Raw genomic sequence first — 23,812 nt, 5'->3', positions numbered from 1 at the left:
AACCATGGGTTCTCCAGTACAAAAATGGATTGTGGGATCAGCGCTACTATTTTCTATACCGGCACTTCTTCCCATCTACCGTAAAACAATCAAACCGATTACTACTCAGGGTAGGGAAACATTACAGGATTCTATCAAACAAGTGAAAGTTCTCGCGGTAAAAGCTAAACATGAACTAGAAGATATTTGGCTGGAAGCACAGTATGATCAAATAATGAAAGACAAACAAAGAGAGTAAGCGTTGTTCATTTGCATCTGACACTAATAGACTTAGGAAAAATGCAGGTTTAAATTGAATATACTCAGATAAATAGCAAAGAAATATTGTTCGTTTGCAGTTTTGTTTGCCAAAAAAAGCAGGTCAACTACATCAAGTAGACACCTGCTTTTTTCAATTCCATGACATAATTTTTTTTGATTGCGCTACTTCGGGGATAGCTCACTTTCTGTCACCCATTCATGATTTTTCACTTTCGCTCCTCCTGTTGTTGGAGTGTAATCGACCATATACACGGTCGTTTTTTCACTTGATTCAATAGTCGCAGTTGCACCCTTCATTCCGGGCATATGGTCTGCTTCTAACATAACTTCAGTTCCTGGTTTTAAAGGTTGATTTTTTGCATTTTTCATTTCTTCTTTAATAACCCACTTATGATTTTTTATTCTTTCTCCCCCTGTTGTGGGAGTATAGGAAACGACATAAGCTGTTGTATCATAAGCCCCTACAATGGTAGCAGTCGCGCCTTTCATCCCTGACATGTGGTCTGATTGTATCATCACTTGACTTCCAATTTTATATTTTGGATTGATTGCTTTCTTTAACCCCTGAGGTAATTGAGCCGAACTCGAATGATGCATTTCGGAATGATCCATTCCTGACATTTGAGAGTCCATGTTTTTGTTGTCTTTTGTTGCATTTCCGCATCCACTTAGAGCCACAATTACAACAAGAGAAAGAAAGAAAAGTAGTTTTTTCATTTTCCCATTGACACCTCTGATTCTTTTTATTATTCACAAATAATGCTTGATATCATTGAACTACGCTAAGTGTTCCATTCCTTATTTCGGAATGGAAATACATACTGTTGTCCCTATTCCTTCCTTACTTTCCATGTTAATAGAACCATCATGTGCTTCCACCAATTTTTTGACAATCGTTAACCCAATTCCACTTCCACCTAACTCTCTACTTCTCGATTTTTCTACACGATAAAACCTTTCAAATACTTTAGGCAACTCCGCTGTTGGAATCCCAATTCCTGTATCTTTCACTGTGATTTTTGCATCTCTGTCTTCGTCTGTTACTTCCACCGTAACTCGTCCACCAGAAAGGGTAAACTTAAGCGCATTTGATAGCAGATTGATTAAAATTTGCGCGATTCGATTTCGATCCACAAACACAGAAACACGTTTTGGAGTGTTCACGACTAGTTTTACTCCTTCTACTTTAAAATTCGTTTCCATCGCTCGAGTACTCTGCTCTACGATCTCAACTAAATCCTCTTTTTGTTTTTGAAGGATAAAACTAGGGGATTCTACATTGGTTAATTGCTCTAGATCCCCCACTAGATGAATGAGGCGTTCCAGTTCTTCTTGACAAGATCGAATTCGTTCAGGGGTTGGTTCCCAAATTCCATCTTCAAAAGCTTCCATGTGACTTTTCAATGTTGCCAAAGGTGTGCGAAGCTCATGAGCTATATCTGACGTAAGATTTTTTCTGAGTATTTCCTGCTCCTGTAGCTGTATTGTTAAATGGTTGAATGCTTGACCTAAATGAGCTACTTCATCTGTTCCCGCCACTTTTACACGAGAGTCCAAATTTCCTTTCGTTACTTGCTCGGTGATTTTTCTCATCTCAATAAGCGGAGAAGTAATTCGTTTTGCGATAGAAAGGCTGATGAAAATAGCAAGTAAAACAGTTCCTACTACCGTCCATAAAGTAGATTGGATCAGTGCCTGCTCAAAATGATAATCATAATAAACCATCTGAGAATCTGGTAATGGAAATTTTTTTTGATAAAGGGAAATATGATAATGCATTTCTACGAGAAAAATAATACTCGCTAAACCTACCATTCCAGAAGCAACTGCAACAAACATTATCGTTAATCGTTTTTTCATCGTGTTTGAGATTTTCCTCCTGCAAATCGATACCCAAATCCATAAACAGTAAGTAAGTAGGTAGGTTTTTTAGGATCGGTCTCTATTTTTTGACGTAGATTTTTCACATGTTGATCGATCGTACGATCATCCCCCATATAGTGAAAACCAATCACTTTTTCTATTAATTCTTCTCGTGAAAACGTCCGCTCAGGGTGGCGTGCCAACACAAGCAGCAATTTAAATTCTGCTGGAGTGAGATGTATCTCTTCTCCTTTTTTTAATACCATTTGATTATCTCGATCAATCTCCAAATCCCCATTTTGAATAGTTACTCTTGATGTGACGAGATCATGATCGGTTCTACGGAGAATTACTTTCACTCGTGCGACCACTTCCCTCGGACTAAATGGCTTGATCACATAATCATCTGCTCCTATGGATAATCCTTGGAGTCTATCCCTTTCGGAAACTTTTGCGGTTAACATAAGGATAGGTATGGGCAAATACTCACGTATCCGGTGACAAACCGTTTCTCCGGATATATCGGGTAACATCAAATCGAGGATAACAAAATCTATTGCTTCTCGTTCGATGGTTTTTAATGCTTCTGTACCATTGGCAGCTTCTATGGTTGTAAATCCTTCTTTTTGAAGATAAGAAGTCAAGACATCACGTATTTTTTCTTCATCATCCACGATTAGTACTACTTTATTCATTTCATCACCTACTTTTATACAAAAAGAGCTGAATGCTGTAACCAATGATTTCTTGTACTAGTTCCATCATGAAGATCAATAGTCAAACTCTTTTTCACCTGCCACAAAAGTTAAATCAGATCTTTCCGAAACCCCAATCGATACAAGCAGATTTTTGATTACAGGCGGATTAGAAATCGCATTCTCATCTGTCGCTATACTTAGAAATTTTTGGACTGGGTATTTGGCCACCTTCCTTATCAGAAGTTTCATCCATTTGAGCTCTATTTATTAAAACAATGGAAGAAATAATTACCCTTTTTACTGATTTACTCATGATGTTCCTCTCTTCATTATTTTAATGAGAGATTGTGAGGATCGTATGAGGATAATTTATTTCAAATAACAATTTAAGCGAATCCCTTCTTGTGTATGAAACCAAATAATGAAGTCAAAAAAAGGAACAACCACTGAAAACAGCTCATTGTTCCTTTTTCTTGCAAGCAATCATTTCATTAACTTGTGCATCGTTGTCAAAAGCTCATTTGATTTTCAAGTAGCTGATCTCTCATAAAATTCAATTCTTTCTAGTTCATTTTCATTTGCAATATATTTTTTTATAATATACTCCCCTATTCTATATTTAGGAAACGACTTCATATCCTTGATCTTCGATTGCTTCTTTGATTTGGTCCAAAGACAATTTCTTTTCGTCATATGCTACCATCACCGTGTCACTAGCCAAATCCACTTTTCCTTTTGAACCGATTGCTTGCAGTGCTCCTTCGATGGAAACAACACAATGATTACAACTCATACCTTCTACTTTTAACTTTACTTGCGACATTGGTTAACTCTCCTTTGTATTTTGATTTTTCATCTTACTTTACTTTCTCTCAGAGCTTCTCGTTGGATAGCTGATGAATAGCGTCATAGTTATTTGAAAAACCAATTAATGTTTCACTCGTTGCAGGCGTAGAGCATTCAGCACAACAGACACAGAACTAAGTGCCATTGCTGCTCCTGCTAACCATGGTGCTAGGAAACCAAAAGCAGCAATCGGAATTCCAATGACGTTATAGGCCAATGCCCAAAAAAGATTTTGTTTGATGTTGCGCATCGTTTTTCGGCTCATGAAGATCGCATCGGCAATACTTTTTAAGTCGCCTCGCATGAGCGTGACATCTGCTGCTTCCATTGCAACATCGGTTCCGGTACCTATTGCCATCCCAATATCTGCAGTTGCTAGAGCTGGTGCATCATTGATCCCATCTCCAACCATCGCAACTCTCTTGCCTTCTGCTTGCAGCTTTTTCACTTCTTTTGCTTTTCCCTCTGGCAAAACTTCTGCAAGAACTCGATTCACTCCCACTTCTTGACCAATCGCTTCAGCAGTACGCTCATTGTCTCCAGTGATCATGATCACTTCTAGCCCTAAGTTTTTAAGACGGGCAATGGCTTCCTGTGAAGTATCTTTGACCGTATCGGCAACCGCTACTAAACCTGCAAACTGACCATCGACAGCTACTAGCATAGCTGTCTTTCCCGATTTCTCTAAGTCAGCCATGACAGTTTGAAATGCTTCTACATCAATGTTGTGTTTAGTCATAAGTCTTCGAGTACCAATAAACATTTCTTTGTTCTGGACAATAGCACGAACTCCATAACCTGGAATCGCCTCAAATTCCTCAGCATTAGGTACTAGTATTCCTTTTTCCTTGATCCCTTCCACAATCGCTTCCGCCAAGGGGTGTTCCGAGTTTTTCTCTGCTGCTCCTACCAAAGTTAAGAAGGTTGTCTCCTCGATACCTTCTGCAACAAGGACATCGGTTAACACAGGTTTCCCATTAGTAATTGTTCCGGTTTTATCCAATACAACAGTGTTAACTTGGTGTGTAGATTCCAAATACTCTCCACCTTTGAATAAGACACCCCATTCCGCTGCTCGTCCCGATCCAGCCATAATCGAGGTTGGAGTGGCTAATCCCAAAGCACAAGGACAGGCAATAACCAATACTGCAATTCCTTTTTCTAATGCACTGGCAAATTGTCCTGGGTTCACTGCAAAATACCAGATAAGAAAGGTAAATAGAGCGATTCCTACAACAATCGGTACAAACACTCCTGAGATTTTATCTGCTACCCGTTGAATAGGAGCTTTGGAACCTTGTGCTTCTTCTACTACTTTGATAATTTGAGCAAGAGCAGTATCTTTTCCTACTTTTGTTGCTTTGACCAAGAGACGGCCATTTTTATTCATGGCAGCTCCAATCACGAAATCACCATTGCGTTTTTCAATCGGGATACTTTCCCCAGTTAACATGGATTCATCGACTGCGGAGGTTCCCTCCATGACTACTCCATCTACTGGAATCTTTTCTCCTGGTTTGACAATCAATATATCGCCAGTTTGTACTTCCTCAATCGAAATCTGTACTTCTTGTCCATCACGAACGACTAAAGCTGTTTTTGCTTGTAATCCCATTAGTTTCTTAATCGCTTCGGAAGAACGACCTTTTGCCCGAACTTCAAATAATTTCCCAAGAATAATTAAGGTGATAAGAACAGCACTCGTTTCAAAATATAGCTCTACTTGATGATGTCCTTGTTGACCAATACTTAGGATACTGAGATATAAGCTGTAAAAATAAGCTGCGGATGTACCCAAAGCTACTAGAACATCCATGTTGGCACTTTTATTTCGCAACGCTTTATATGCTCCAACATAGAAGTGTCCGCCGATAATAAATTGAACAGGTGTTGCTAATGCAAACTGAAACCAAGGATTCATAAAAATTTCTGGAACCCAGATAAACGAGGTAAACGAAAAGTGACTTACCATTGCCCATAAGAGAGGCAAAGATAATAAGGCAGAAAAGAAAAATTTCGTTTGTTGTTTTTTGATTTCTTTTTGACGATGATCGATATCGTTTTTTGCTTCTTGTTTTGACTCTGCTTTATATCCCAGTTTTTCTACTTTTTGAATCATCTCTTTGCTCGTGACTTCATCCGGATAATATTCCACTCGTGCTGTCTCCAAGGCGAAGTTTACCGTTGCTTTTGATACCCCTGGTAGTTTATTTAACCCTTTTTCAATCCGATTTGCACAAGCCGCACAAGTCATTCCAATCAGTTTCAACTCTACTGCTTCTTTCATCGTTCCATAACCAAGTGAAGAAATTTTTGCTTCTAACTCCGCTACATCCGTTTGTTCTGTATCAAAGGAAACTGTAGCCGTTTCGAGAGCGAAGTTCACATTAGCATCGGAAACACCAGAAACTTTTTTTAAACCTTTCTCTATTCGATTGGAACAGGCTGCACAAGTCATTCCACTAATTTTCAACCTTTGTTGCGTGACCATAGATCAAACTCCCTTCTCTCTATATACCCTATGGGGGTATTTAGGGCGTAAAAATTTTTTACCCCTACTGGGTATATAGCCTTAAACAACATCGTAACCTTGATCTTCCATCACTTCTTTCAAGGTGTCTAAACTTACTTGTCCTTCATTATATTCCACCGTCACGGTTTTCACTAAATCTGCTTCTACTTTCGCATTAAACGGTTTTAACGCTCCTTTTACGATCACGGCACAATGCTTGGAACCCATCCCTTGCACCTGTAAGTACTTCTTTCTTCCTTATAATCTCCTCCATTGATTGATTTATGCTGTTATGATCATAGCATACCCCCTTACCCTATGTAAAGATTTTTTCATTTTTTGATCCCTCAAAATTTATGTGAGTTTAGGCGATTATCATACAAAAAAAGCCGCCCAAAAATTGGACGACTTCCTCTCTGGAGATGCAATTGCAAGGAAAACATTTTCGTAAGATGAAAGTTTGTACTTCGTTTGCAACCTGTGATCTTCACCTTAAACTTTCCTGGCTTCAAAATCCCCAAAACGCTAGAATATGGTGCCGAGGGCCGGACTTGAACCGGCACGATAGTCACCTACCGCAGGATTTTAAGTCCTGTGCGTCTGCCTATTCCGCCACCCCGGCAAGGCAGTAATTTGGAGCGGAAGACGGGATTCGAACCCGCGACCCTCGCCTTGGCAAGGCGATGCTCTACCACTGAGCCACTTCCGCAACTGGTGGCTCGAGACGGAATCGAACCGCCGACACGAGGATTTTCAGTCCTCTGCTCTACCGACTGAGCTATCGAGCCATCAAACAATTTTCAAACATTTTCAAGTCCTTTCAAACTGACAAAAGTTATTATAGCACGCTACTCTTTATTGTGCAACACTTGTTTTTCTGTTGAACGTAAAAATTTCATTGTTGCTTGAATATCATCATAAGTCCCTTGAAGTTCTTCATCTGTAAAACTAGGCTCGATAACTTCCCGAGCGATGGTTTTAGGCAATTTTTTCACACTAGATTTTCTTCTAGCTTTTGTTGTGCTGGAGTTTTGGTTTGATTGTTTGGTATGTTCTTTGAGCGCTTGTACTCTTGCTTGCTCAGATGTTTGAATATTTAAACGTTTCCAGTGAGAAGCTATTTTTTCTACATATGCCTTTGGTAATTTACGATCACACTTTAGCATGACAAAATCTAACAGCACATTCACAACAGGTGCAGGTAACTGATAATGTGTGAGCAATGATTGAATCAGATTCATCTCACTCTTTGGTACAGCTGCTCCTCCTTGATAGTGAGCTAAAAGTTCGAATGGAGAAATAGTCTCTAACAACTGGAAATGTTTTTCTTTTGGAGACATTGCTGGCTCTGGTATAGTTGGCTTTTCCTTGTCTGAAGGTGAAACAACAGAATTATTGGAATAAGGTGCCGTATTTAAATAATGGAACAGTTTTTCTAAATTAACATGTCCACTGTATGAAACTTCTGGATTTTGAATAGCTTTTATCAACGTAGACTCATCCAACTTAAATAGATAACAAGCTTGTTTCAACTCTGATTCAAGTTGAGAAGTCCAATTAGCAGGTTTAATAATCGATGCCAATCGTGAACGAATAAACCCAAAATCGATATTCGATTTTCGCTTTTTCGTAGCTGGTATTGTTTGAGTAGAAGCAGCAACTTCTTTTTGTCCATATACTTCTTGGAAACTTTTCGTCAAATTGACGCTCTGAATCTCTTTATCTTCTGGCCACACTCGATTTTTCACCATTTGATACTCATCTTTCCCCAGACGATGTTGCAATTGAATTGCCAATGGCATGGTTTGAAAAAAAGTAAGGGGTGCCAAGGGCGATATAACTTGGTATTCCAAGTAGTTGCCCTCTCTTTGATTACTTTTTTCAAATGTTCGCAGTAAGCCAACTCCCTCTAATTGATATCTCGCTTCTAACAATTGATTATGTGAAATAGAGAGTAATTTGAAGAGATATGTATGTGTAAGCAGAGTGGAAGTTTCTTGTTGGGAAGCCTGCGAGTGAAGCGTCACATATAATCCAACTCCCATAACTCCGACAATTGGTTGATAGAGATGTGTCATAGTAAAAAGATCTGTATCATCCAATGCTTTTTCTTGTCGACTACGAAATTGGATTTCTTGCCAAAACATAGAATGTGACCTCCCCTAATTTTTTCTCCCGAATGAATAGCGGGTTTGTTCATTCTATCGCAAATGGGTACTCAAAGCCAACCAAAATTTATTCTCGATCTATGTCGTTTTCATCCAAAAAATGTTCTAAATCTCCTTCATTTGACCTTTTTCGTAAATCTTCCAATTCTCTTACAAAAAGGTGAATGTCTTGAAATTGTCGATAGACAGACGCAAAACGAACATAGGCAACTTCATCGATTTTCACCAACCGTTCCAATACCATTTCTCCTATTTCAGTAGTTGGAACTTCCAAAATACCTACCTCACGAAGTTTTCGTTCCATATCGAGAACGAGACCTTCTAAACTACTCGTCGGAACTGGTCTTTTCTCACATGCTCGAATCAACCCACGTAATAATTTTTCTCGACTAAATTCTTCTCGGCTCCCGTCTTTTTTTATTACCATCAATGGTTTTTCTTCTATCATTTCAAAAGTTGTAAATCGCTCATTACAAGCTTCGCACTCTCGCCTCCTTCTAATCGCTTTTCCTTCATGTACAGGTCGCGAATCAAGCACTCGGCTCCCATTATGATTACAAATCGGACATTTCATTAACTTTCCTCCCGTATCCAGTCTACTATCATTTAAAGATACAGTTAAATGATCAGATGCTCAATCCTGTTTTTTCACCTGCACTTATGAGATCTATTTTATTGAAAAAAGAAGGCAAATTCAAAAAATAGCAACCTATAGTTTTGAAAATTATTCGTCTAAAATATGACAATACTCTATTGGTTTCTTTTTTGAAGTATACTAAAAAGATATTGAAAATCAGGGAGCGTAAAAGAATAGTGAAACGTTTTCAAGATAAAGTAGTTCTCATTACTGGTGCTACAGATGGAGTAGGCTATCAAGCGGCAAAGCAATTTGCTCAAGAAGGAGCAAAACTTGCACTTATTGATAACTATCAAAATATTAGTGCAATGCAATTGTCCTCAAAAGACCATTTTATTTCTGATCGATCACTGTTGATCTCGATGGAAGGAGGCAAAGACTCTGAAATAACAGTCTGTATTGATGACATTGTACAATATTTCGGCACCATCGATATTTTCGTATATGCATCACCAAATGATTGTATGGTTGGCCCTATTGAAGAAGTGGAAGAAAATGAATTAGATAAATTGTATCACCACGTAAAAGACATTGTTTTTCTCATTAAACAAGTGATCCCCATCATGCAAAGAAACGGAGGAGGCTCTATTGTAACTTATGGTACAGTTGCTGGACTCATGGGACTTCCTATGCTTTCATCACATGTTATGTTACAACATGCCTTGTTAGGATTAGTCAAAACAGTAGCATTGGAAAATAGCCAATCAAATATCCGTGTCAACGCTGTTATTTCTGCTCCTATTGAATCTAGTTTGATGGACCGCCTCGAAAGCAAATTAAATCCAGGGATGGAGAAACAAGTACGTCAAGATTTCTGCCGTTACATACCGATGAAGAGATATGGAACTACTACAGAAGTAGCAAATACTATCTTATTTTTAGCTTCAGAGGAAGCGAAATATACAACAGGAAGCGTCTACAACGTAGATGGTGGTATGTCTGCTACAAGATAAAAACCGTTCCTCCAATGGAACGGTTTTTTATTTATTCTGCATACAACTTAAGACGTGATCCCCAGATCATAGTTGGTTAAGCAGTAGCATGTACTAATTTTTTTTGATGAAGTGTTTCCCCTACATATTTTGCCAGATCTGCCACTCGGCAAGAATAACCCCATTCATTATCATACCATGCGAGTACTTTTACTTGTCTTTCTCCCATTACCATTGTCGAAAGTGCATCAACTATTGAAGAATTTTCATTCCCAGTAAAGTCAGTAGATACAAGTGGAAGTTCACAATATTGCAAAATTCCTTTCATTCCTTGTGCAGAAGCATTACGAAAAGCCTCATTTACCATTTCTGCTGTTACATTTGTCTGTAAATTCACTACCAAATCAACTACAGAAACATTTGGAGTTGGAACTCTCAGCGAAAAACCGTTCAACTTCCCCTGTAATTCAGGAATAACTAGTCCTAATGCTTTTGCTGCCCCTGTCTTAGTAGGAATAATCGATTGAGAACATGCGCGGGCACGGCGCAAATCTTTATGTGGATTATCGAGATTATTTTGGTCATTTGTAAAGGAATGAACAGTTGTCATCAATCCATGTTCGATTCCAAAACGATCATGTAAAACTTTTACAACTGGTGCAAGACCATTTGTGGTACATGATGCGTTGGAAATAATGTGATGGTTTTCAGGATCATAAATTTCATGATTCACTCCCATAACGATCGTAGCATCCTCATTTTTACCTGGTGCTGTAATTACTACTTTTTTGGCACCTGCTTGTAAATGAAGAGAAGCTCCCTCGCGATCACAGAACTTACCAGTAGCCTCTATTACAACATCTACACCCAACTCTTCCCAAGGCAGTTCCAAAGGATTTCGATTGGAAACCAAGCGCACAGCTTGACGATTGACGTAGAGCATCCCTTCTTCTGCAATAACTTCTTCATCAAAAAAACCATGTATGGTATCAAACTTAATAAGATGTGCCAATGTTTCTGCTGGATAGCTCGCATTAATTGCAACTACCTCAATAGTGGGGTCCGTGATCGCTTTTCTAAAAACCATTCTTCCAATTCGCCCAAAACCATTTATGGCAATGCGTAGTTTCATATAATTGCTTCCCCTTCCGACGCTTTTATAACACACTAATCCTCTATTTCATTATAATCAGTATGTCACATTTTGCAATATAGAACATCTAATAAAACATGCCTATTTTTCATTTCGATAGAACATAAGGAATATTTCCACAAGAAAAAACGGACATAAAAGCTGTCCGCTTAATCTTTCACTAAATCCATATACAGCGATTTGTATTTTTCATAGAAAAAGGTTACCCGTTGTACATAATGTCTAGTTTCCCCATAGGGAATCTTTTGTACATTCTGCCTTGTTCCATCCCATGTTCCATCTTTTAACCATTTCTGTACTCGTGATGGTCCTGCGTTATATGCTGCGATTACTGCGACTTTGTTGCCTTTAAATTGTCGGGTTAGATCACTTAAATACCAACTTCCGACTTGTATGTTCACTGCTGGTACTTTGATGTACTGTCGCATGGAAGGTGAAAAATTTCCTTTTTTAATCGCATAGTCTACTGTTGGAATCATCAATTGCATCAATCCTTGTGCACCAACATGAGACTGTTTTTCCGGATCAAACTTGGTCTCTACACGAATGATAGCCATAATTAGAAATGGGTCTGTGTTTGTCTGTTTTGCGCTTTTTAAAATATTGCTCTCATAATCTAACGGATAAATCCAACGATTAAACAAAGGAAATGCGATTACAAGGGATAGAATAATGAAAATAATTCCAATGGCGATAAACCTTTTTCTTGGAAGAGCCTGAAGGGCTGGCTCAATCCATTTCTTTAGGTTAGATGATTCCATAATGCCACTACCTGTCTCTTTGTTTGTTGAACTGTCCCACTATTATCAATCAAGTAGTTCGCCAAACTTTTTTTCTCTTCTATCGACAGTTGCGATTGAATACGAAACTCTACCTCTTTCTGGTTAAAGTTGTTACGTAACTGCAAACGCCTGCGTTGTACCTCTTCAGGCACATATATCACAATAACCTTTTGGACAAAATTGGTCAAATTTTCTTCATACAACAAAGGAATATCCCAAATCACCACAGCGTCTTTCATTTGCTTTAAGATCTCGTCGGTTTGCCTCTGCATTTCTTTCATGATAAGTGGATGTAACAAATTGTTCAGTTGTTTTCTCGCTGAGGGATTTTGAAATATAATCTGAGCAAGCTTGTCCCTTTTCAAATGACCATCTGCTGTAAAAAGTTCTTTTCCAAAGTGTTCTTTTATCCTATTTGCACCTAACTGATCCGGCTCTACTATTTGTCGCGAAATCTGATCTGCATCTATGATATATGCCCCAAGTTCCCGAAGCATTTCAGCTACTGTACTTTTACCTGTAGCAATCCCGCCTGTCAATCCATATATCATATCATCACCATATACTTTCTTCATTGAAAAACAAAGCTTTTAATGCTGGCATGTATTACAAATGTGTGTCCCTCGTCCAGCAACAATTAATCTACTGATCGGATTCCCACATGTATAACATGGCTCATTTTTTCTTCCGTATACTTTTATCTGTAATTGAAAATATCCCATTTCTCCTTGGCCATTCACATAGGATCTCACAGATGAACCTCCTGCATCGATCGCCGTTTGGAGAGTTTCGCGGATAGCCTGAAATAGTTCGGATACCTCTTTTTTTGTTAAACTTTTAGCTACACGCTCTGGATGAATTTTTGCTCGATGCAAAGCTTCATCGACATATATATTACCTAGTCCAACAACAAAATGTTGATTGAGCAGTAAGGCTTTTATTTTTGTCGTTTTTTTACTCAGTTGAGATTGAAACCACTGCTTTGTAAACTCATCACCGAGCGGTTCAGGACCCAATTTGGCAAGAGGTGCATCATTGTCCTCTTCACCGCGTAAAAACAAATCCATCGTTCCAAACTGGCGTACATCCTTATAACGTAACTCTGAACCATCTGTAAAATGAAAAACAACATGGTCATGTTTTTCAACTGGATCTGTGCTCTTTGCCATCCGATACTTGCCCTCCATCCTCAAATGAGAGACTAATACGTATGGATCAGCAAATAGCTTTAAAAATTTGCCTCTTCGCTCAACAGCAGTAATCGTGGTACCTGCTAATTTCTCAGCGAATTCCTTACTATCATCTGGTTTGCGAATAATACGCGGCAGAGAGACAGTAACTTCACAAATGGTTTTCCCCACAACAAGAGAAGACAAAGTCCGTCTTACTGTCTCTACTTCTGGTAATTCTGGCATTTCTCCATCCTCTTTCTCTATTTTCATCTGTTTTTATTTAGCTTCATACCAACTCTTGCCTATATTGACATCTACTTTGAGCGGTACGCTAAGCGGAACTGCATGTTCCATCTTTTCACGAACTAATTTTTTCAGTTCCTCCAGCTCCTCTGGTGGAACTTCAAAGATAAGTTCGTCATGTACTTGCAGTAACATTCTACTTTTTAACTGACGTTCTTGCATAGCTCGATATAGATGCACCATGGCATTTTTGATAATATCTGCTGCACTGCCTTGGATAGGTGTATTCATCGCAGTCCGTTCAGCAAAACTTCTCGCGTTAAACTGTGAAGCATTGATGTCTGGGAGATAACGTCGACGATTTAGCAAAGTAGTTACATATCCTGTTTTTCGTGCTTCAACCACCACTTCATCCATAAATTTTCGGACGTTTGGATAAGTGGCAAAGTAACGCTCAATAAATTCTTTCGCTTCCTTTTGTGGGATATTAATGTTTTGCGACAGACCAAATGCACTGATTCCATATACAATCCCAAAATTCACTGCTTTTGCTTTACTTCTCATCAATGAAGAAACTTCTGTTGTATCTACACCAAATACATCCATTGCAGTTTGTGTATGAATATCTCTATCTTCTTGAAAAGCTCTCTGCAAAATAGGATCTTCGGATAAATGGGCTAATATTCTCAGTTCTACTTGTGAATAGTCCGCAGCTAAAATCACCCAGTTTTCTTCTGAAGGAACGAATACTTGACGAATTTGTCGTCCCTCTTCTAAACGTATGGGGATATTTTGCAAGTTTGGTTCCGTGCTGCTCAGTCTTCCTGTCGCTGCGATCGTTTGATTAAATCGCGTATGAATCTTTTCATCCGACGCAATTTCCTTTTTTAATCCTTCTATATAAGTGGAGTATAACTTTCCAACCTGACGATAGTGTAAAATTTTTTCAACAATCTCGTGTTGTGGAGCAAGTTTTTCTAAAACATCTGCTCCAGTCGAGTATCCTGTCTTCGTTTTTTTGATCACTGGAAGGCCCAGTTTTTCAAATAATATCTCTGATAATTGTTTCGGTGAATTAATATTAAAGGCTGTACCGGCCAGCTCAATGATCTCTTTTTCCAATTGGTCGATCTTCTCTTTAAAAGTAACACCAAGCTCTTCTAATTGGGTTTTATCTACCTTGACCCCGGTTTCTTCCATATTAGCAAGGACAGCCGCTAATGGCATCTCCAATTCACATAGTAATTTGGTCAGATCATTTTCTTCTAATTGTTTTTCAAATGTATCGTATAAAGCAAATAATTTTGCCGTTTTTTTGGTAACATGGCTTGCTAAAGCATCTCCTGTCAGCGGTCTTCGCTTTGCTCCTTTCCCATAAGCTTCCTCATCAGAAGGCAGGTAACCTACGCTTTGCTGCAAAGCTAAATCACTTATCTCCAACTTTGTTTCCGATGGATTGAGCACATAGGCTGAAAGCAATACATCAAAAACAAATCCATGAATAGGGATTTGTTCTCTTTCCAATAAAATCTTACTTCGTTTTAAATCATACACGACTTTTTGTTTTTCTTTGTCCTCCACCCATATACGAAAAGCATCCCAATCCTTGGCAACTTCAAATGGCAGAAACACATTTTCATCAGGACTCGATAAACCTATTCCAGTAATGGTGGCATGATGAGGATTGTCTACATCTGTTTCCAGATGAATTGCAAGAGGAGACTGCTGAAACAAATGTGCCCACTCCTCTTTATTTGCTTCTTCTATCTGCACATAATCATGAGCAGCAGTTGGAATCTCCATCCGGCCTTCTTCATCTGAAATAAAAAGAGGAGATTTATCCACTCGATCCATAAGAGTACGAAACTCAAGACGAGAAAAGACATCCCTAACCTTGTCCCGCTGAAAATCTTGCAACTTTATTTCTGCAAATGAGAACGGCAGCGGCACTTCCGTATGAATCGTAGCTAATCTTTTACTCAATACTGCATCATCTGCAAACTCCCGCAGTTTCTCTTGAAGTTTTTTTCCGGAATATGCCTCTGGGTGGGCAATAATTTCTTCAACAGTTGGGTACTTGGCTAACAGTTTTAGGGCAGTCTTTTCCCCTACCCCCGGTATTCCCGGAATGTTATCGGAAGGATCTCCCATCAATCCCTTTAAATCTACAATTTGATCGGGGCGGAGTCCATAACGCTCATGAAGCCTTGCTTCATCATATCGATCGACCTCGGTAACGCCTTTAATCGTATGTAGAACTGTTACATGATCATCAATGAGTTGAAATAAGTCTTTATCTCCACTGACAATCAACGTAGTTATTTTTTCTTTCTCCGCTTGAACAGCCAATGTACCAATAATATCATCGGCTTCAAACCCATTTAGTTGATAGGTTTGAATAGCAAAAGCATCTAATATCTCTTGTACCAATGGCACTTGCTCGGACAGTTCCCCTGGAGTTTTATCTCTTTTTCCTTTGTATGCTTCATAGTCTTTATGACGAAATGTCATTTTACCCGCATCAAAAGCAACTAAAACATGAGTTGGTTTTTCTTCTTCTAACATTTTCACTAGCATCATCGCAAATCCGTAGGCTGCATTGGTATGAATACCTGAAGAATTAGAAAGGAGAGGAAGAGCAAAAAATGCTCGATATAAAATACTGTTTCCGTCAATTAACATTAATTTTTTCATAACTTTCACAACCTTACCCGATCAAAATAAACTCCAACTCATTGTATCACTATCCGCACATGCGTTTCCAGTAAATTCCCAGTAAGTTACATTTGGCTTGAAATATTTTAATCCAAATACTCAGAAAGTACTTTTATGGTAGACTAATTAAAAAACAGAAAAGGAATTTATTTTGTATGAACAATACTTTCGCAAGAAATTTTCTGATTTCTACCATTCTCTGGATCATATTTGTCGTGCTCGCAGATGGTTTGGAACGACTATTACTGATTTCAATATTTCTTGCGATCCCGTTACTCTTATTTCTTGTCCCCACAATAAAACGTGATGGAAGCGACTCACATTATCATGATTTTTTAATGGGATATCATCCATACGTGGCTTGTACAATAGGATTGGCATTTGTATTTCCAGCAGGCAGTTTGATTTCGGGAATTTTATCGATTCCATGGGCCATCTACCTTCTTGCTTTAGCAGGATATGGAGTCAGAAGATTATTAGAACGCGGCTCACATGTATTAGAAGAGAATGCTATCGACATTGGGTTGATCTATTCTTTTATCGGTGGAGCAGCCTTGAGTGTATATTGCTTTGGCGGCAGCTTACTTGGTTACCGTGGTGAGATGCTGCTTTTAACTGCTTCTCATTTTCACTTTGCAGCTATCTTTTCCCCTTTGTTTATTGGACTAGTAGGAAGAGAACTCTGTCCTGGTTCAAAACTCGGACGCCTTTTTCGCTGGACAACCATTGGCTTAATGGCAAGTCCGCTTTTCGTTGCTATCGGTATCTATACCAATCATATCCTGGAAACAATAGCTGTATTTCTGTACGCCGTATGTTTGTTTGTCTATAGCTATTTTGTTTTGGTGCATATCAGCAAGAAAGCAACCCGCCTCATTGTACGGTTTGCCCTGCAAGCTTCTGCTGTTATTGTCGTTCTAACCATTTTATTATCTGTCGCTTTCAGTATCTCCACTCTATTCGGACACCATTGGCTGACGATGGATCAAATGAAAGTTTATCACGGAACTGTCAATGCCATTGGTTTTATTCTATTTGGATTGTTCGGTTGGGTCTACCTAAAACCAATGGAAAATACCGTACTTTATGGTTTGCCACAAACGAATATCAATGGTGAAAACAAAATAGGCAAAAATTTTTTAGATCGAAAAAAACTCACCGATCCAACGCAACAATATGCTGGTTTGGTTGACAACTTAGAAAAATTTGCCCGGAGCGATTTTTTCCCATCACAAGTCCATCCAAAAATCCGCTCTTTTTATGAGAATACGATGCTTTATGAGCTCGCTGCTCAGATCACTTGGCATCGTGGATTTCGGCTTCTAGCAAAAATACATAGAGCTTGGTCAAAGAAAACCCAACAAATCAATTTACCTACAAATCAGGAAGAAATTATCCAAATAGATAGTCAAATCATTGGTGTTTGCAACGAAAAACAATATTGGAATAAAAATCTTCGCGCTTGGGTTCGTACCTATAAGGGCACCGATCAAACGATGTTCGTCGCCATCTATTCTGATCATTATCACGACAACGAACAGTACTTGCACATTACACTTCCTATCCCAAAACGAAATCTGACAGGAATCCTACGACTGGAACATGGTGCTGACCTTTCCTTACAGATCACAAGTTTGCCAAGAAGAGGACGCAAAGGAGACGAAGGAATTTATCTGATGATAAAAAACTACTCCTTCCGCCTTCCTCTTAATGAGCACTTTTTAATTTGGGTGGATGAGTACGGCAGATTGCAAGCTACTCATCGTATGTGGTTATTTGGCCTCAAATTATTGAACATTGAATATGAGATATCAGGTAAAGTCAATGGCTAAACAGATAGATCTAGAGTAATATTCTAGATCTTTTTTATTGCCATCACATTCATAATGAATTACAATCCAAAAGAATGTATAAATATACATTCTCTGTTCCCACAAGAGAGGAAAAACTGTGGCGCAATCCATTGCTGACATCCTCCGCGAAGCAAGAGTAAGGGCAGAAGCACTCAACTCTCCTCAAAAGGAAAAAACACGAGGTGTCGCAAGCCTGCTGAGGATTGTGTTTGACTTGCTTCGTGTTCTGGCATTGATGCAAAAGAAAGTGTCAGGACTTGAAACACGGGTCAAGGAGCTTGAAGACCAGCTCTCTTCCAAGCGATCCAATGATCGAGTGGACGGATAGCTAGTGAAAAGGCGGTGTGCCACACGGCATACCGCCCACCGATATAAAAGGTAAGAAAATATATATAATTAGGTGAATTTCTCCATCCATTTACATTCTTCTCGTTTGGCGATAGGATAAAGTCATTCACCGGCATGGAAAGGTACTGGTATGACTCCGGAACTTCGGAACATGATCATCGCACTGGTCAACCTTCTGCCCGAGGCAGAGCAGGTCCTTCAAAAGAAGGAAAATCCACTGGAGTTCATCTCCAAAGCCGAACCTGTAATCATCGCTGTCAAGGATCAGTTGAAGGAAATAGAGGATGAGGATCTCAAGGAGTACATCTGGAAGGTAGCGAGGTTCTTCTCCAAAGCACAAAAGAAGATCGCCCCTGCCATGAGGGAACTCTTCAACCTCGCCATGTCTCCCAACAAGACCGGACCGGTCAAGCCTGAAATCATCCAGAAAGGTTGCCTCGACGACATTCAGACGGGATGCAACTATTTCAAGGATGGTGTAAAGGCACTCCAAGCTGTTAAGAAGCAAGCTGGAGAGCTGTTCCCTTCCGTTTGAGTCCCAGTGACTCTTTCCAGGCCACGCCCTCACACAAGCAACATCGTGTGCAGGGCGGCCAGTAAAAAATGAACGAACATATAAATGGGACAAAAAGACCAAATCAAACGATTTGGTCTTTCTTCTTGTTCTGTTTCCACTTTAAGACCAAATCAAACAACCAATAAAGAAAACCATAGAGCAATGCTAACATCCAGCCTTGGGCAGCTAGAAAAAATGCGATACTGACACCTATATGAAGCAGAAAAGAGACGATTAGCTGAAAGCCTGATGATAATCCTTTAATAAAAAAATCAATTAGGATGGAAAAAGGTAATAGTATGATTCCCGCAATAGAGAGTAGAAAACCTGAAAATAGTCCTAGGAAAGAAGTAAAAAGACTTCCACCCAAATAGATTGACAAAAACAGAAAAACGACAAGGGACTGAAAAAGCCAAGCGTAAATTTTCCGTTTAATCATAAATATTCCCCTTCATATTTTTTACATACTTTCGATACTTATAATATAAATGTTCTTTCTTTCATTGTTATTAACCTCCTAAAATAAATAGCTATTTTTAATAATTATAAACTAAAAATAATATTTTTAAAACACAAAAAATTAACCAAATCGTAACATTTATTTACACTAGGTTTACATTTCCTTCATTTATCAACAATAGTTCACACGTATAGTGAAAGAGAACAAAGATTTGATCAGCAAATTTAGGAGGAATCTTTCGTGAAGTTAAAAAGAAGTATCTTGGTAAGTGGAGTCATCGGGCTTGCATTCAGCAGCTTGCTCGCAGCATGTAGCGGCAATACAAATAATCAAAATAACAATCAATTGTCTGGAAATCTAACATCTGTTGGATCTACCGCTATGCAGCCATTTGTCGAAGAAGCGAGTAAAACCTTCATGTCCAAGAACCCAGGTGTACAGATCAATGTACAGGGCGGAGGAAGTGGACAAGGACTAACCGCAGCCATGAATGATACTGCCGACTTAGGCAATTCCGATATATTTGCAGAAGAAAAAGAAAAGATCGATGCTTCAAAACTAGTAGATCACAAAACATTTGTCGTTGGAATTGCACCAGTTGTCAATCCAAACGTAGGAGTTACCAATCTTACCCAACAACAATTAATCGATATCTTTACAGGTAAAATTAAAAACTGGAAAGAAGTCGGCGGAAAAGACCAAGCGATTGTACTCGTTAACCGTTCAGAAAGCTCTGGAACACGTGCTGCATTTGCTAAATTCGCTCTCCAAGATAACAAAGAATTTCGCGGTAAAGGCGGCATCGTAGAAGATTCATCTGGTACAGTACGCAAAATTATCGGTCAAACACAAGGAGCTATCGGTTATCTCGCCTTCTCCTATGTCGATAATACGGTGAAAGCACTGACATTGGATGGTGTCCAACCTACCAATGAGAATGTCACCACAAATAAATGGAAAGTATGGGCTTATGAACACATCTACACCAATACCAACGGAAAAAACAAACAACTCGAAGAAGCATTTATCAAATATATTCTTTCCGATGAAGTACAAAAAGGACTAGTTACCAAATTAAATTATATCCCTATTTCAGATATGAAAGTAGAAAGAGATTCCGATGGCAACGTGAAATAATTGCTACACAACTAGGAATAAGGAGCCCTTTTTCAGGGAATAGGCTCCTTATTCCCTTTTGAGTTTTTCTTGGAGAGGAGTTCATTATGAAAGAAAAAGGCAATACTTCTTTAGCGGAAAAGCTACAGACACCCGCCAAGCGCATCTTCTGGACAGAATGGAGAGGTCGTTCGGTTACGTATGTCAGCGTTTGGATTGTAATCCTTATCTTGTTATCCTTGCTTTGGTTTATCACCTCCAAAGGATTACAACCCTTTCTAAATGGAGAAATAACACTCAGCCAGTTTTTTTCTACCGATTGGAGTCCGCAAGATAATAAATTCGGCTCACTCTATATCATACTGGGGTCCTTTATGGTCACCATCGGTGCAACTATTATCAGTGCACCACTTGGAATCAGTGCTGCTATCTTTATGACCGAAATCGCACCTAAGTGGGGAAAAAAGATTTTACAGCCGGCAACGGAGATATTAGTCGGGATTCCCTCTGTTGTCTATGGATTTATGGGACTAACGCTGTTGGTTCCTTTTATCGGTAAGCTCATCGGAGGAATTGGTTTTGGGCTTCTAGCAGGGATTTTGGTTCTGTCCATTATGATCCTCCCAACAATCATCAGCATCAGTGTTGATGCCATTGAAGCTGTACCGCAAAAATACCGAGAAGGCTCCTATGCCCTTGGGGCTACACGTTGGCAGACCATCTGGAAAATCGTCTTAAAAACCGCACTACCTGGATTGATGACTGCTGTTGTCTTAGGGATGGCACGCGCTTTCGGGGAAGCTCTTGCTGTGCAAATGGTCATTGGTAATGTACCAAATGCCCCTTTTCATTTCTTTATCTCGATCCACACATTAACCAGTATGATCACGCAAAACATGGGAAATACCGTACCAAGCGAAACATTTAACCAAGTCCTTTGGTTGATGGGACTAGTCCTTCTTCTAATGACACTCGCATTTATCCTTGTTATTCGCTTGATTACACGACGGAGGGATGTCTCATGAACGCAAAACAAATGGATCGTTTGGCAACCCTTTTCTTTTATATTGTAGCTATTTTTATTGTCTGTACTTTGATCGGATTATTAGGCTTCATTCTCGTTCGAGGCATTTCATATATATCTTGGGATTTCTTAACGGAGGCTCCAGGTTCTTATATTTTAGGAGAAGTTGGCGGAATTGCACCGATGCTTTTTAACTCTTTTTATTTGCTCATTCTCACGATGATTATTACGTTGCCAATTGGAATCGGCGGCGGAATTTATATGGCAGAATACGCTAAGCCAACTCGTTTTACCAAGTTTCTGCGGTTATGTATGGAAGTGATGTCTTCCTTGCCATCGATTATCATCGGACTATTTGGCCTCTTGCTTTTTGTTCAATATACCGGTTGGGGATACACCTTAGCTGGTGGTGCACTTGCACTTACTATCTTTAATCTGCCATTGATGGTTCGAGTAGTAGAACAAGCGATTACCGCAGTACCAAAAGACCAAAAAGAAGCTTCATTGGCACTTGGGATTACTCATTGGCAAACGATCACCAAAATTATGCTTCCAGTAGCTTTACCAGGTATTGTCACTGGAGCCATCTTAGCAGCTGGACGTATTTTTGGGGAAGCAGCGGCTCTCCTCTTTACTGCTGGAATGAGCTCTCCAAATCTTGATTTTACGAACTGGGACCCAACTTCTGTCAGCTCTCCGCTCAATCCATTCCGACCAGCTGCTACCTTGTCGGTTTATATCTGGAAAGTCAATTCCGATAGTTTATCTACGCAAACAGCAGCTATCGTGTCTGGCGGTTCGGCATTTATTTTAATTTGTGCTGTTCTTTTATTCACTATATTTGCCCGCCTGCTCGGCAAATATATTTATCGTCGATTGACATCATCATGATTGGAGGGAAGATAAAATGCTAGATTTCCCTTATGTAAAAAAACGAGACGCGGATCTATCGACCAACATCACGGTAAAAACAAACAAGCTAAATGTTTACTATGGCAGTTCTCATGCATTAAAAGACATCAATATTACCCTCTATGATAAAACAATTACAGCGTTCATCGGACCTTCCGGCTGTGGAAAATCAACTTTACTGCGCAGTGTCAATCGAATGAATGATACGATTCCAGGGGCAAAGATAACAGGAGATATTTTTATTGATGGAGTTAACATTCAAACGGAATCCATCCAAGCAACAGCCTTGCGTAAACATGTAGGGATGGTCTTTCAAAAACCAAATCCTTTCTATAAATCGATATTTGATAACATAGCCTTTGCTCTGCGAATACATGGAGTTCCCAAAAAAGATATCGAAGCGATTGTAGAAGAAAGTTTGAAGCGAGTAGGACTTTGGGATGAAGTAAAAGATCGCTTGCAGGATTCTGCCTTACAACTATCCGGCGGCCAGCAGCAACGACTTTGTATCGCAAGAACAATCGCGATGAATCCTAGCATTATCTTATTGGATGAGCCTACTTCTGCACTTGATCCGATCTCAACAGAAAAAATCGAACAATTGTTACAAGAGCTAAAACGCGATTTTACGATTGTGATTGTCACTCACAATATGCACCAAGCTGCTCGCATCTCGGATTACACTGCCTATTTCCATCTTGGGAACATGGTAGAAATAGGGCATACCGAGCAAATATTTACAGCACCACAACAATCAAAAACACACGATTATTTAAGTGGGAAATTCGGCTAAAAGGGGGGATCATCGATGCTTGTAGTAGATCAGTTTCATGTGTACTATGGTGAAAAACATGCTTTAAATAACATATCGATAACCTTCTCACCAAATACAGTTTCCGCACTGATTGGACCATCCGGCTGTGGAAAATCTACCTTGCTGCGAAGTTTAAACCGGATGAATGACTATATCCCTATGTTTCGGGCAGATGGCTCTGTCCGTTTAGGAGAAACAGAGATCTACGACACCAAAACTGATGTCGTCTCCCTTCGCAAAAGAATGGGGATGGTATTCCAACAACCGATCCCTTTTCCTTTATCAATCTATGACAATATCGCCTATGGGCCACGTATACATGGGATCAAACAAAAAAAGCAATTGGATGCTATTGTAGAAAAAACATTACATCAAGCACACTTATGGGATGAAGTAAAAGATCGACTGCACACTTCTGCACTAGGGCTTTCAGGCGGTCAGCAACAACGATTAGTTATCGCGCGTGTTCTTGCTGTAGAACCAGAAATACTCCTTTTAGATGAACCAGCTTCTGCACTCGATCCCATTTCTACAGAATACATCGAGCAACTGATTCTTTCCTTAAAAGAAAACTATAGCATTATCGTGGTTACACACAATATGCAACAAGCCAAACGTATTTCAGATCAGACTGCTTTCTTTTTACATGGAGAAATTGTGGAAGCAAATGAGACAGATATTTTATTTCAATCTCCTAGTGATCAACGTACAAAACGTTATCTTTCAGGACAATTTGGTTGAACAGCA

The 23,812-nt window shown here is 39.3% G+C and carries 25 protein-coding genes and 3 tRNA genes; 10 read left to right on the top strand and 18 right to left on the bottom strand.

Translation table 11 applies throughout. From position 1 onward, the window contains the following. Window positions 1-4 precede the first annotated feature (4 nt). On the top strand, window positions 5-238 hold the full coding sequence (locus tag AC5WOF_RS18260; protein ID WP_496051374.1) for a hypothetical protein: 234 nt from the start codon (window positions 5-7) through the stop codon (window positions 236-238). 185 nt (window positions 239-423) lie between these two features. Here the strand turns inward: AC5WOF_RS18260 and AC5WOF_RS18255 are convergent, their stop codons facing one another. From AC5WOF_RS18255 to nrdR, 12 genes are all read right to left on the bottom strand, one after another. After that, window positions 424-978: a YdhK family protein gene (locus AC5WOF_RS18255; RefSeq protein WP_496051373.1), complete on the bottom strand. Its 555-nt coding sequence runs from the start codon at window positions 976-978 to the stop codon at window positions 424-426. An 81-nt stretch (window positions 979-1,059) separates the two neighbouring features. Next, on the bottom strand, window positions 1,060-2,121 hold the full coding sequence (locus AC5WOF_RS18250; RefSeq protein ID WP_496051372.1) for a sensor histidine kinase: 1,062 nt from the start codon (window positions 2,119-2,121) through the stop codon (window positions 1,060-1,062). Continuing rightward, on the bottom strand, window positions 2,118-2,819 hold the full coding sequence (locus AC5WOF_RS18245) for a response regulator (RefSeq protein WP_496051371.1): 702 nt from the start codon (window positions 2,817-2,819) through the stop codon (window positions 2,118-2,120). Before AC5WOF_RS18245 ends, AC5WOF_RS18250 begins: the two co-directional genes overlap by 4 nt. A gap of 75 nt (window positions 2,820-2,894) precedes the next feature. Beyond that, complete coding sequence (locus AC5WOF_RS18240) at window positions 2,895-3,071, bottom strand: hypothetical protein (protein WP_496051370.1); 177 nt, start codon at window positions 3,069-3,071, stop codon at window positions 2,895-2,897. A gap of 370 nt (window positions 3,072-3,441) precedes the next feature. Next, window positions 3,442-3,645, bottom strand: a complete 204-nt coding sequence (locus tag AC5WOF_RS18235) for a copper ion binding protein (RefSeq protein ID WP_496051369.1) — start codon at window positions 3,643-3,645, stop codon at window positions 3,442-3,444. A 105-nt stretch (window positions 3,646-3,750) separates the two neighbouring features. Further along, a complete protein-coding gene (locus tag AC5WOF_RS18230) occupies window positions 3,751-6,159 on the bottom strand; it encodes a heavy metal translocating P-type ATPase (protein WP_496051368.1) in 2,409 nt (802 codons plus the stop codon). A gap of 81 nt (window positions 6,160-6,240) precedes the next feature. Next, window positions 6,241-6,417, bottom strand: coding sequence for a cation transporter (locus AC5WOF_RS18225; protein WP_496051367.1), 177 nt, complete (start codon window positions 6,415-6,417; stop codon window positions 6,241-6,243). Window positions 6,418-6,713: 296 nt separating this feature from the next. Further along, a tRNA-Leu gene (locus tag AC5WOF_RS18220) sits at window positions 6,714-6,802 on the bottom strand. Between the two features lie 12 nt (window positions 6,803-6,814). Continuing rightward, a tRNA-Gly gene (locus AC5WOF_RS18215) sits at window positions 6,815-6,889 on the bottom strand. 3 nt (window positions 6,890-6,892) lie between these two features. Next, window positions 6,893-6,968, bottom strand: a tRNA-Phe gene (locus AC5WOF_RS18210). 60 nt (window positions 6,969-7,028) lie between these two features. Next, complete coding sequence (locus AC5WOF_RS18205; RefSeq protein WP_496051366.1) at window positions 7,029-8,327, bottom strand: DnaD domain protein; 1,299 nt, start codon at window positions 8,325-8,327, stop codon at window positions 7,029-7,031. 88 nt (window positions 8,328-8,415) lie between these two features. After that, window positions 8,416-8,922: a transcriptional regulator NrdR gene (nrdR, locus tag AC5WOF_RS18200; RefSeq protein WP_496051365.1), complete on the bottom strand. Its 507-nt coding sequence runs from the start codon at window positions 8,920-8,922 to the stop codon at window positions 8,416-8,418. Window positions 8,923-9,161: 239 nt separating this feature from the next. On the opposite strand from nrdR, the gene AC5WOF_RS18195 reads away from it, so the two are divergent. Beyond that, on the top strand, window positions 9,162-9,938 hold the full coding sequence (locus AC5WOF_RS18195; protein ID WP_496051364.1) for an SDR family NAD(P)-dependent oxidoreductase: 777 nt from the start codon (window positions 9,162-9,164) through the stop codon (window positions 9,936-9,938). A 76-nt stretch (window positions 9,939-10,014) separates the two neighbouring features. Here the strand turns inward: AC5WOF_RS18195 and AC5WOF_RS18190 are convergent, their stop codons facing one another. From AC5WOF_RS18190 to polA, 5 genes are all read right to left on the bottom strand, one after another. Continuing rightward, window positions 10,015-11,049 (bottom strand): glyceraldehyde-3-phosphate dehydrogenase, encoded by a 1,035-nt coding sequence (locus AC5WOF_RS18190; protein ID WP_496051363.1) that lies wholly within the window; start codon window positions 11,047-11,049, stop codon window positions 10,015-10,017. 170 nt (window positions 11,050-11,219) lie between these two features. Further along, window positions 11,220-11,831, bottom strand: coding sequence for a lytic transglycosylase domain-containing protein (locus AC5WOF_RS18185; protein ID WP_496051362.1), 612 nt, complete (start codon window positions 11,829-11,831; stop codon window positions 11,220-11,222). Next, a complete protein-coding gene (coaE, locus tag AC5WOF_RS18180) occupies window positions 11,813-12,427 on the bottom strand; it encodes a dephospho-CoA kinase (RefSeq protein ID WP_496051361.1) in 615 nt (204 codons plus the stop codon). Before coaE ends, AC5WOF_RS18185 begins: the two co-directional genes overlap by 19 nt. A gap of 15 nt (window positions 12,428-12,442) precedes the next feature. Beyond that, window positions 12,443-13,267 (bottom strand): DNA-formamidopyrimidine glycosylase, encoded by an 825-nt coding sequence (gene mutM / locus AC5WOF_RS18175; RefSeq protein WP_496051360.1) that lies wholly within the window; start codon window positions 13,265-13,267, stop codon window positions 12,443-12,445. Window positions 13,268-13,300: 33 nt separating this feature from the next. Beyond that, a complete protein-coding gene (gene polA / locus AC5WOF_RS18170; RefSeq protein WP_496051359.1) occupies window positions 13,301-15,961 on the bottom strand; it encodes a DNA polymerase I in 2,661 nt (886 codons plus the stop codon). Between the two features lie 176 nt (window positions 15,962-16,137). Here polA and AC5WOF_RS18165 point away from each other — a divergent pair, with 176 nt between their 5' ends. The 3 genes from AC5WOF_RS18165 to AC5WOF_RS18155 all read left to right on the top strand — a co-directional run bounded on the left by AC5WOF_RS18165 (window position 16,138) and on the right by AC5WOF_RS18155 (window position 18,718). Then, window positions 16,138-17,814 (top strand): YndJ family protein, encoded by a 1,677-nt coding sequence (locus AC5WOF_RS18165; RefSeq protein ID WP_496051358.1) that lies wholly within the window; start codon window positions 16,138-16,140, stop codon window positions 17,812-17,814. A gap of 118 nt (window positions 17,815-17,932) precedes the next feature. Next, entirely contained in the window at window positions 17,933-18,163 is a 231-nt protein-coding gene (locus tag AC5WOF_RS18160; RefSeq protein WP_496051357.1) for a hypothetical protein, read from the top strand. 150 nt (window positions 18,164-18,313) lie between these two features. Next, window positions 18,314-18,718, top strand: coding sequence for a hypothetical protein (locus tag AC5WOF_RS18155; protein WP_496051356.1), 405 nt, complete (start codon window positions 18,314-18,316; stop codon window positions 18,716-18,718). 103 nt (window positions 18,719-18,821) lie between these two features. Here the strand turns inward: AC5WOF_RS18155 and AC5WOF_RS18150 are convergent, their stop codons facing one another. Beyond that, window positions 18,822-19,178, bottom strand: coding sequence for a hypothetical protein (locus tag AC5WOF_RS18150; RefSeq protein WP_496051355.1), 357 nt, complete (start codon window positions 19,176-19,178; stop codon window positions 18,822-18,824). Between the two features lie 261 nt (window positions 19,179-19,439). Here AC5WOF_RS18150 and AC5WOF_RS18145 point away from each other — a divergent pair, with 261 nt between their 5' ends. From AC5WOF_RS18145 to pstB (AC5WOF_RS18125), 5 genes are all read left to right on the top strand, one after another. Further along, complete coding sequence (locus tag AC5WOF_RS18145; RefSeq protein WP_496051354.1) at window positions 19,440-20,336, top strand: phosphate ABC transporter substrate-binding protein; 897 nt, start codon at window positions 19,440-19,442, stop codon at window positions 20,334-20,336. Window positions 20,337-20,422: 86 nt separating this feature from the next. Continuing rightward, the gene (pstC, locus tag AC5WOF_RS18140) at window positions 20,423-21,340 is read left to right on the top strand and encodes a phosphate ABC transporter permease subunit PstC (RefSeq protein ID WP_496051353.1); all 918 of its coding nucleotides are present in this window, start codon (window positions 20,423-20,425) and stop codon (window positions 21,338-21,340) included. Then, on the top strand, window positions 21,337-22,230 hold the full coding sequence (gene pstA / locus AC5WOF_RS18135) for a phosphate ABC transporter permease PstA (protein WP_496051352.1): 894 nt from the start codon (window positions 21,337-21,339) through the stop codon (window positions 22,228-22,230). Before pstC ends, pstA begins: the two co-directional genes overlap by 4 nt. A gap of 16 nt (window positions 22,231-22,246) precedes the next feature. Further along, entirely contained in the window at window positions 22,247-23,044 is a 798-nt protein-coding gene (pstB, locus tag AC5WOF_RS18130) for a phosphate ABC transporter ATP-binding protein PstB (RefSeq protein WP_496051351.1), read from the top strand. A 15-nt stretch (window positions 23,045-23,059) separates the two neighbouring features. After that, window positions 23,060-23,806 (top strand): phosphate ABC transporter ATP-binding protein PstB, encoded by a 747-nt coding sequence (gene pstB / locus AC5WOF_RS18125; RefSeq protein ID WP_496051350.1) that lies wholly within the window; start codon window positions 23,060-23,062, stop codon window positions 23,804-23,806. Window positions 23,807-23,812: the final 6 nt, after the last annotated feature.

The sequence above is a fragment of the Shimazuella sp. NTD250 genome (assembly GCF_059510375.1).
Note: the sequence above shows the minus strand (reverse complement) of the source record. Positions and strands in the feature narration are given on the sequence as shown.

Coding starts and splice junctions, on each gene's coding strand:
- pstB (WP_496051350.1), top strand. CDS start 23,060: ATGCTTGTAGTAGATCAGTTTCATGTGTACTATGGTGAAAAACATGCT.
- AC5WOF_RS18205 (WP_496051366.1), bottom strand. CDS start 8,327: ATGTTTTGGCAAGAAATCCAATTTCGTAGTCGACAAGAAAAAGCATTG.
- AC5WOF_RS18235 (WP_496051369.1), bottom strand. CDS start 3,645: ATGTCGCAAGTAAAGTTAAAAGTAGAAGGTATGAGTTGTAATCATTGT.
- AC5WOF_RS18240 (WP_496051370.1), bottom strand. CDS start 3,071: ATGAAACTTCTGATAAGGAAGGTGGCCAAATACCCAGTCCAAAAATTT.
- AC5WOF_RS18245 (WP_496051371.1), bottom strand. CDS start 2,819: ATGAATAAAGTAGTACTAATCGTGGATGATGAAGAAAAAATACGTGAT.
- pstA (WP_496051352.1), top strand. CDS start 21,337: ATGAACGCAAAACAAATGGATCGTTTGGCAACCCTTTTCTTTTATATT.
- AC5WOF_RS18150 (WP_496051355.1), bottom strand. CDS start 19,178: ATGATTAAACGGAAAATTTACGCTTGGCTTTTTCAGTCCCTTGTCGTT.
- AC5WOF_RS18230 (WP_496051368.1), bottom strand. CDS start 6,159: ATGGTCACGCAACAAAGGTTGAAAATTAGTGGAATGACTTGTGCAGCC.
- AC5WOF_RS18155 (WP_496051356.1), top strand. CDS start 18,314: ATGACTCCGGAACTTCGGAACATGATCATCGCACTGGTCAACCTTCTG.
- AC5WOF_RS18250 (WP_496051372.1), bottom strand. CDS start 2,121: ATGAAAAAACGATTAACGATAATGTTTGTTGCAGTTGCTTCTGGAATG.
- pstB (WP_496051351.1), top strand. CDS start 22,247: ATGCTAGATTTCCCTTATGTAAAAAAACGAGACGCGGATCTATCGACC.
- coaE (WP_496051361.1), bottom strand. CDS start 12,427: ATGAAGAAAGTATATGGTGATGATATGATATATGGATTGACAGGCGGG.
- nrdR (WP_496051365.1), bottom strand. CDS start 8,922: ATGAAATGTCCGATTTGTAATCATAATGGGAGCCGAGTGCTTGATTCG.
- AC5WOF_RS18165 (WP_496051358.1), top strand. CDS start 16,138: ATGAACAATACTTTCGCAAGAAATTTTCTGATTTCTACCATTCTCTGG.
- polA (WP_496051359.1), bottom strand. CDS start 15,961: ATGAAAAAATTAATGTTAATTGACGGAAACAGTATTTTATATCGAGCA.
- mutM (WP_496051360.1), bottom strand. CDS start 13,267: ATGCCAGAATTACCAGAAGTAGAGACAGTAAGACGGACTTTGTCTTCT.
- AC5WOF_RS18190 (WP_496051363.1), bottom strand. CDS start 11,049: ATGAAACTACGCATTGCCATAAATGGTTTTGGGCGAATTGGAAGAATG.
- AC5WOF_RS18185 (WP_496051362.1), bottom strand. CDS start 11,831: ATGGAATCATCTAACCTAAAGAAATGGATTGAGCCAGCCCTTCAGGCT.
- AC5WOF_RS18255 (WP_496051373.1), bottom strand. CDS start 978: ATGAAAAAACTACTTTTCTTTCTTTCTCTTGTTGTAATTGTGGCTCTA.
- AC5WOF_RS18260 (WP_496051374.1), top strand. CDS start 5: ATGGGTTCTCCAGTACAAAAATGGATTGTGGGATCAGCGCTACTATTT.
- pstC (WP_496051353.1), top strand. CDS start 20,423: ATGAAAGAAAAAGGCAATACTTCTTTAGCGGAAAAGCTACAGACACCC.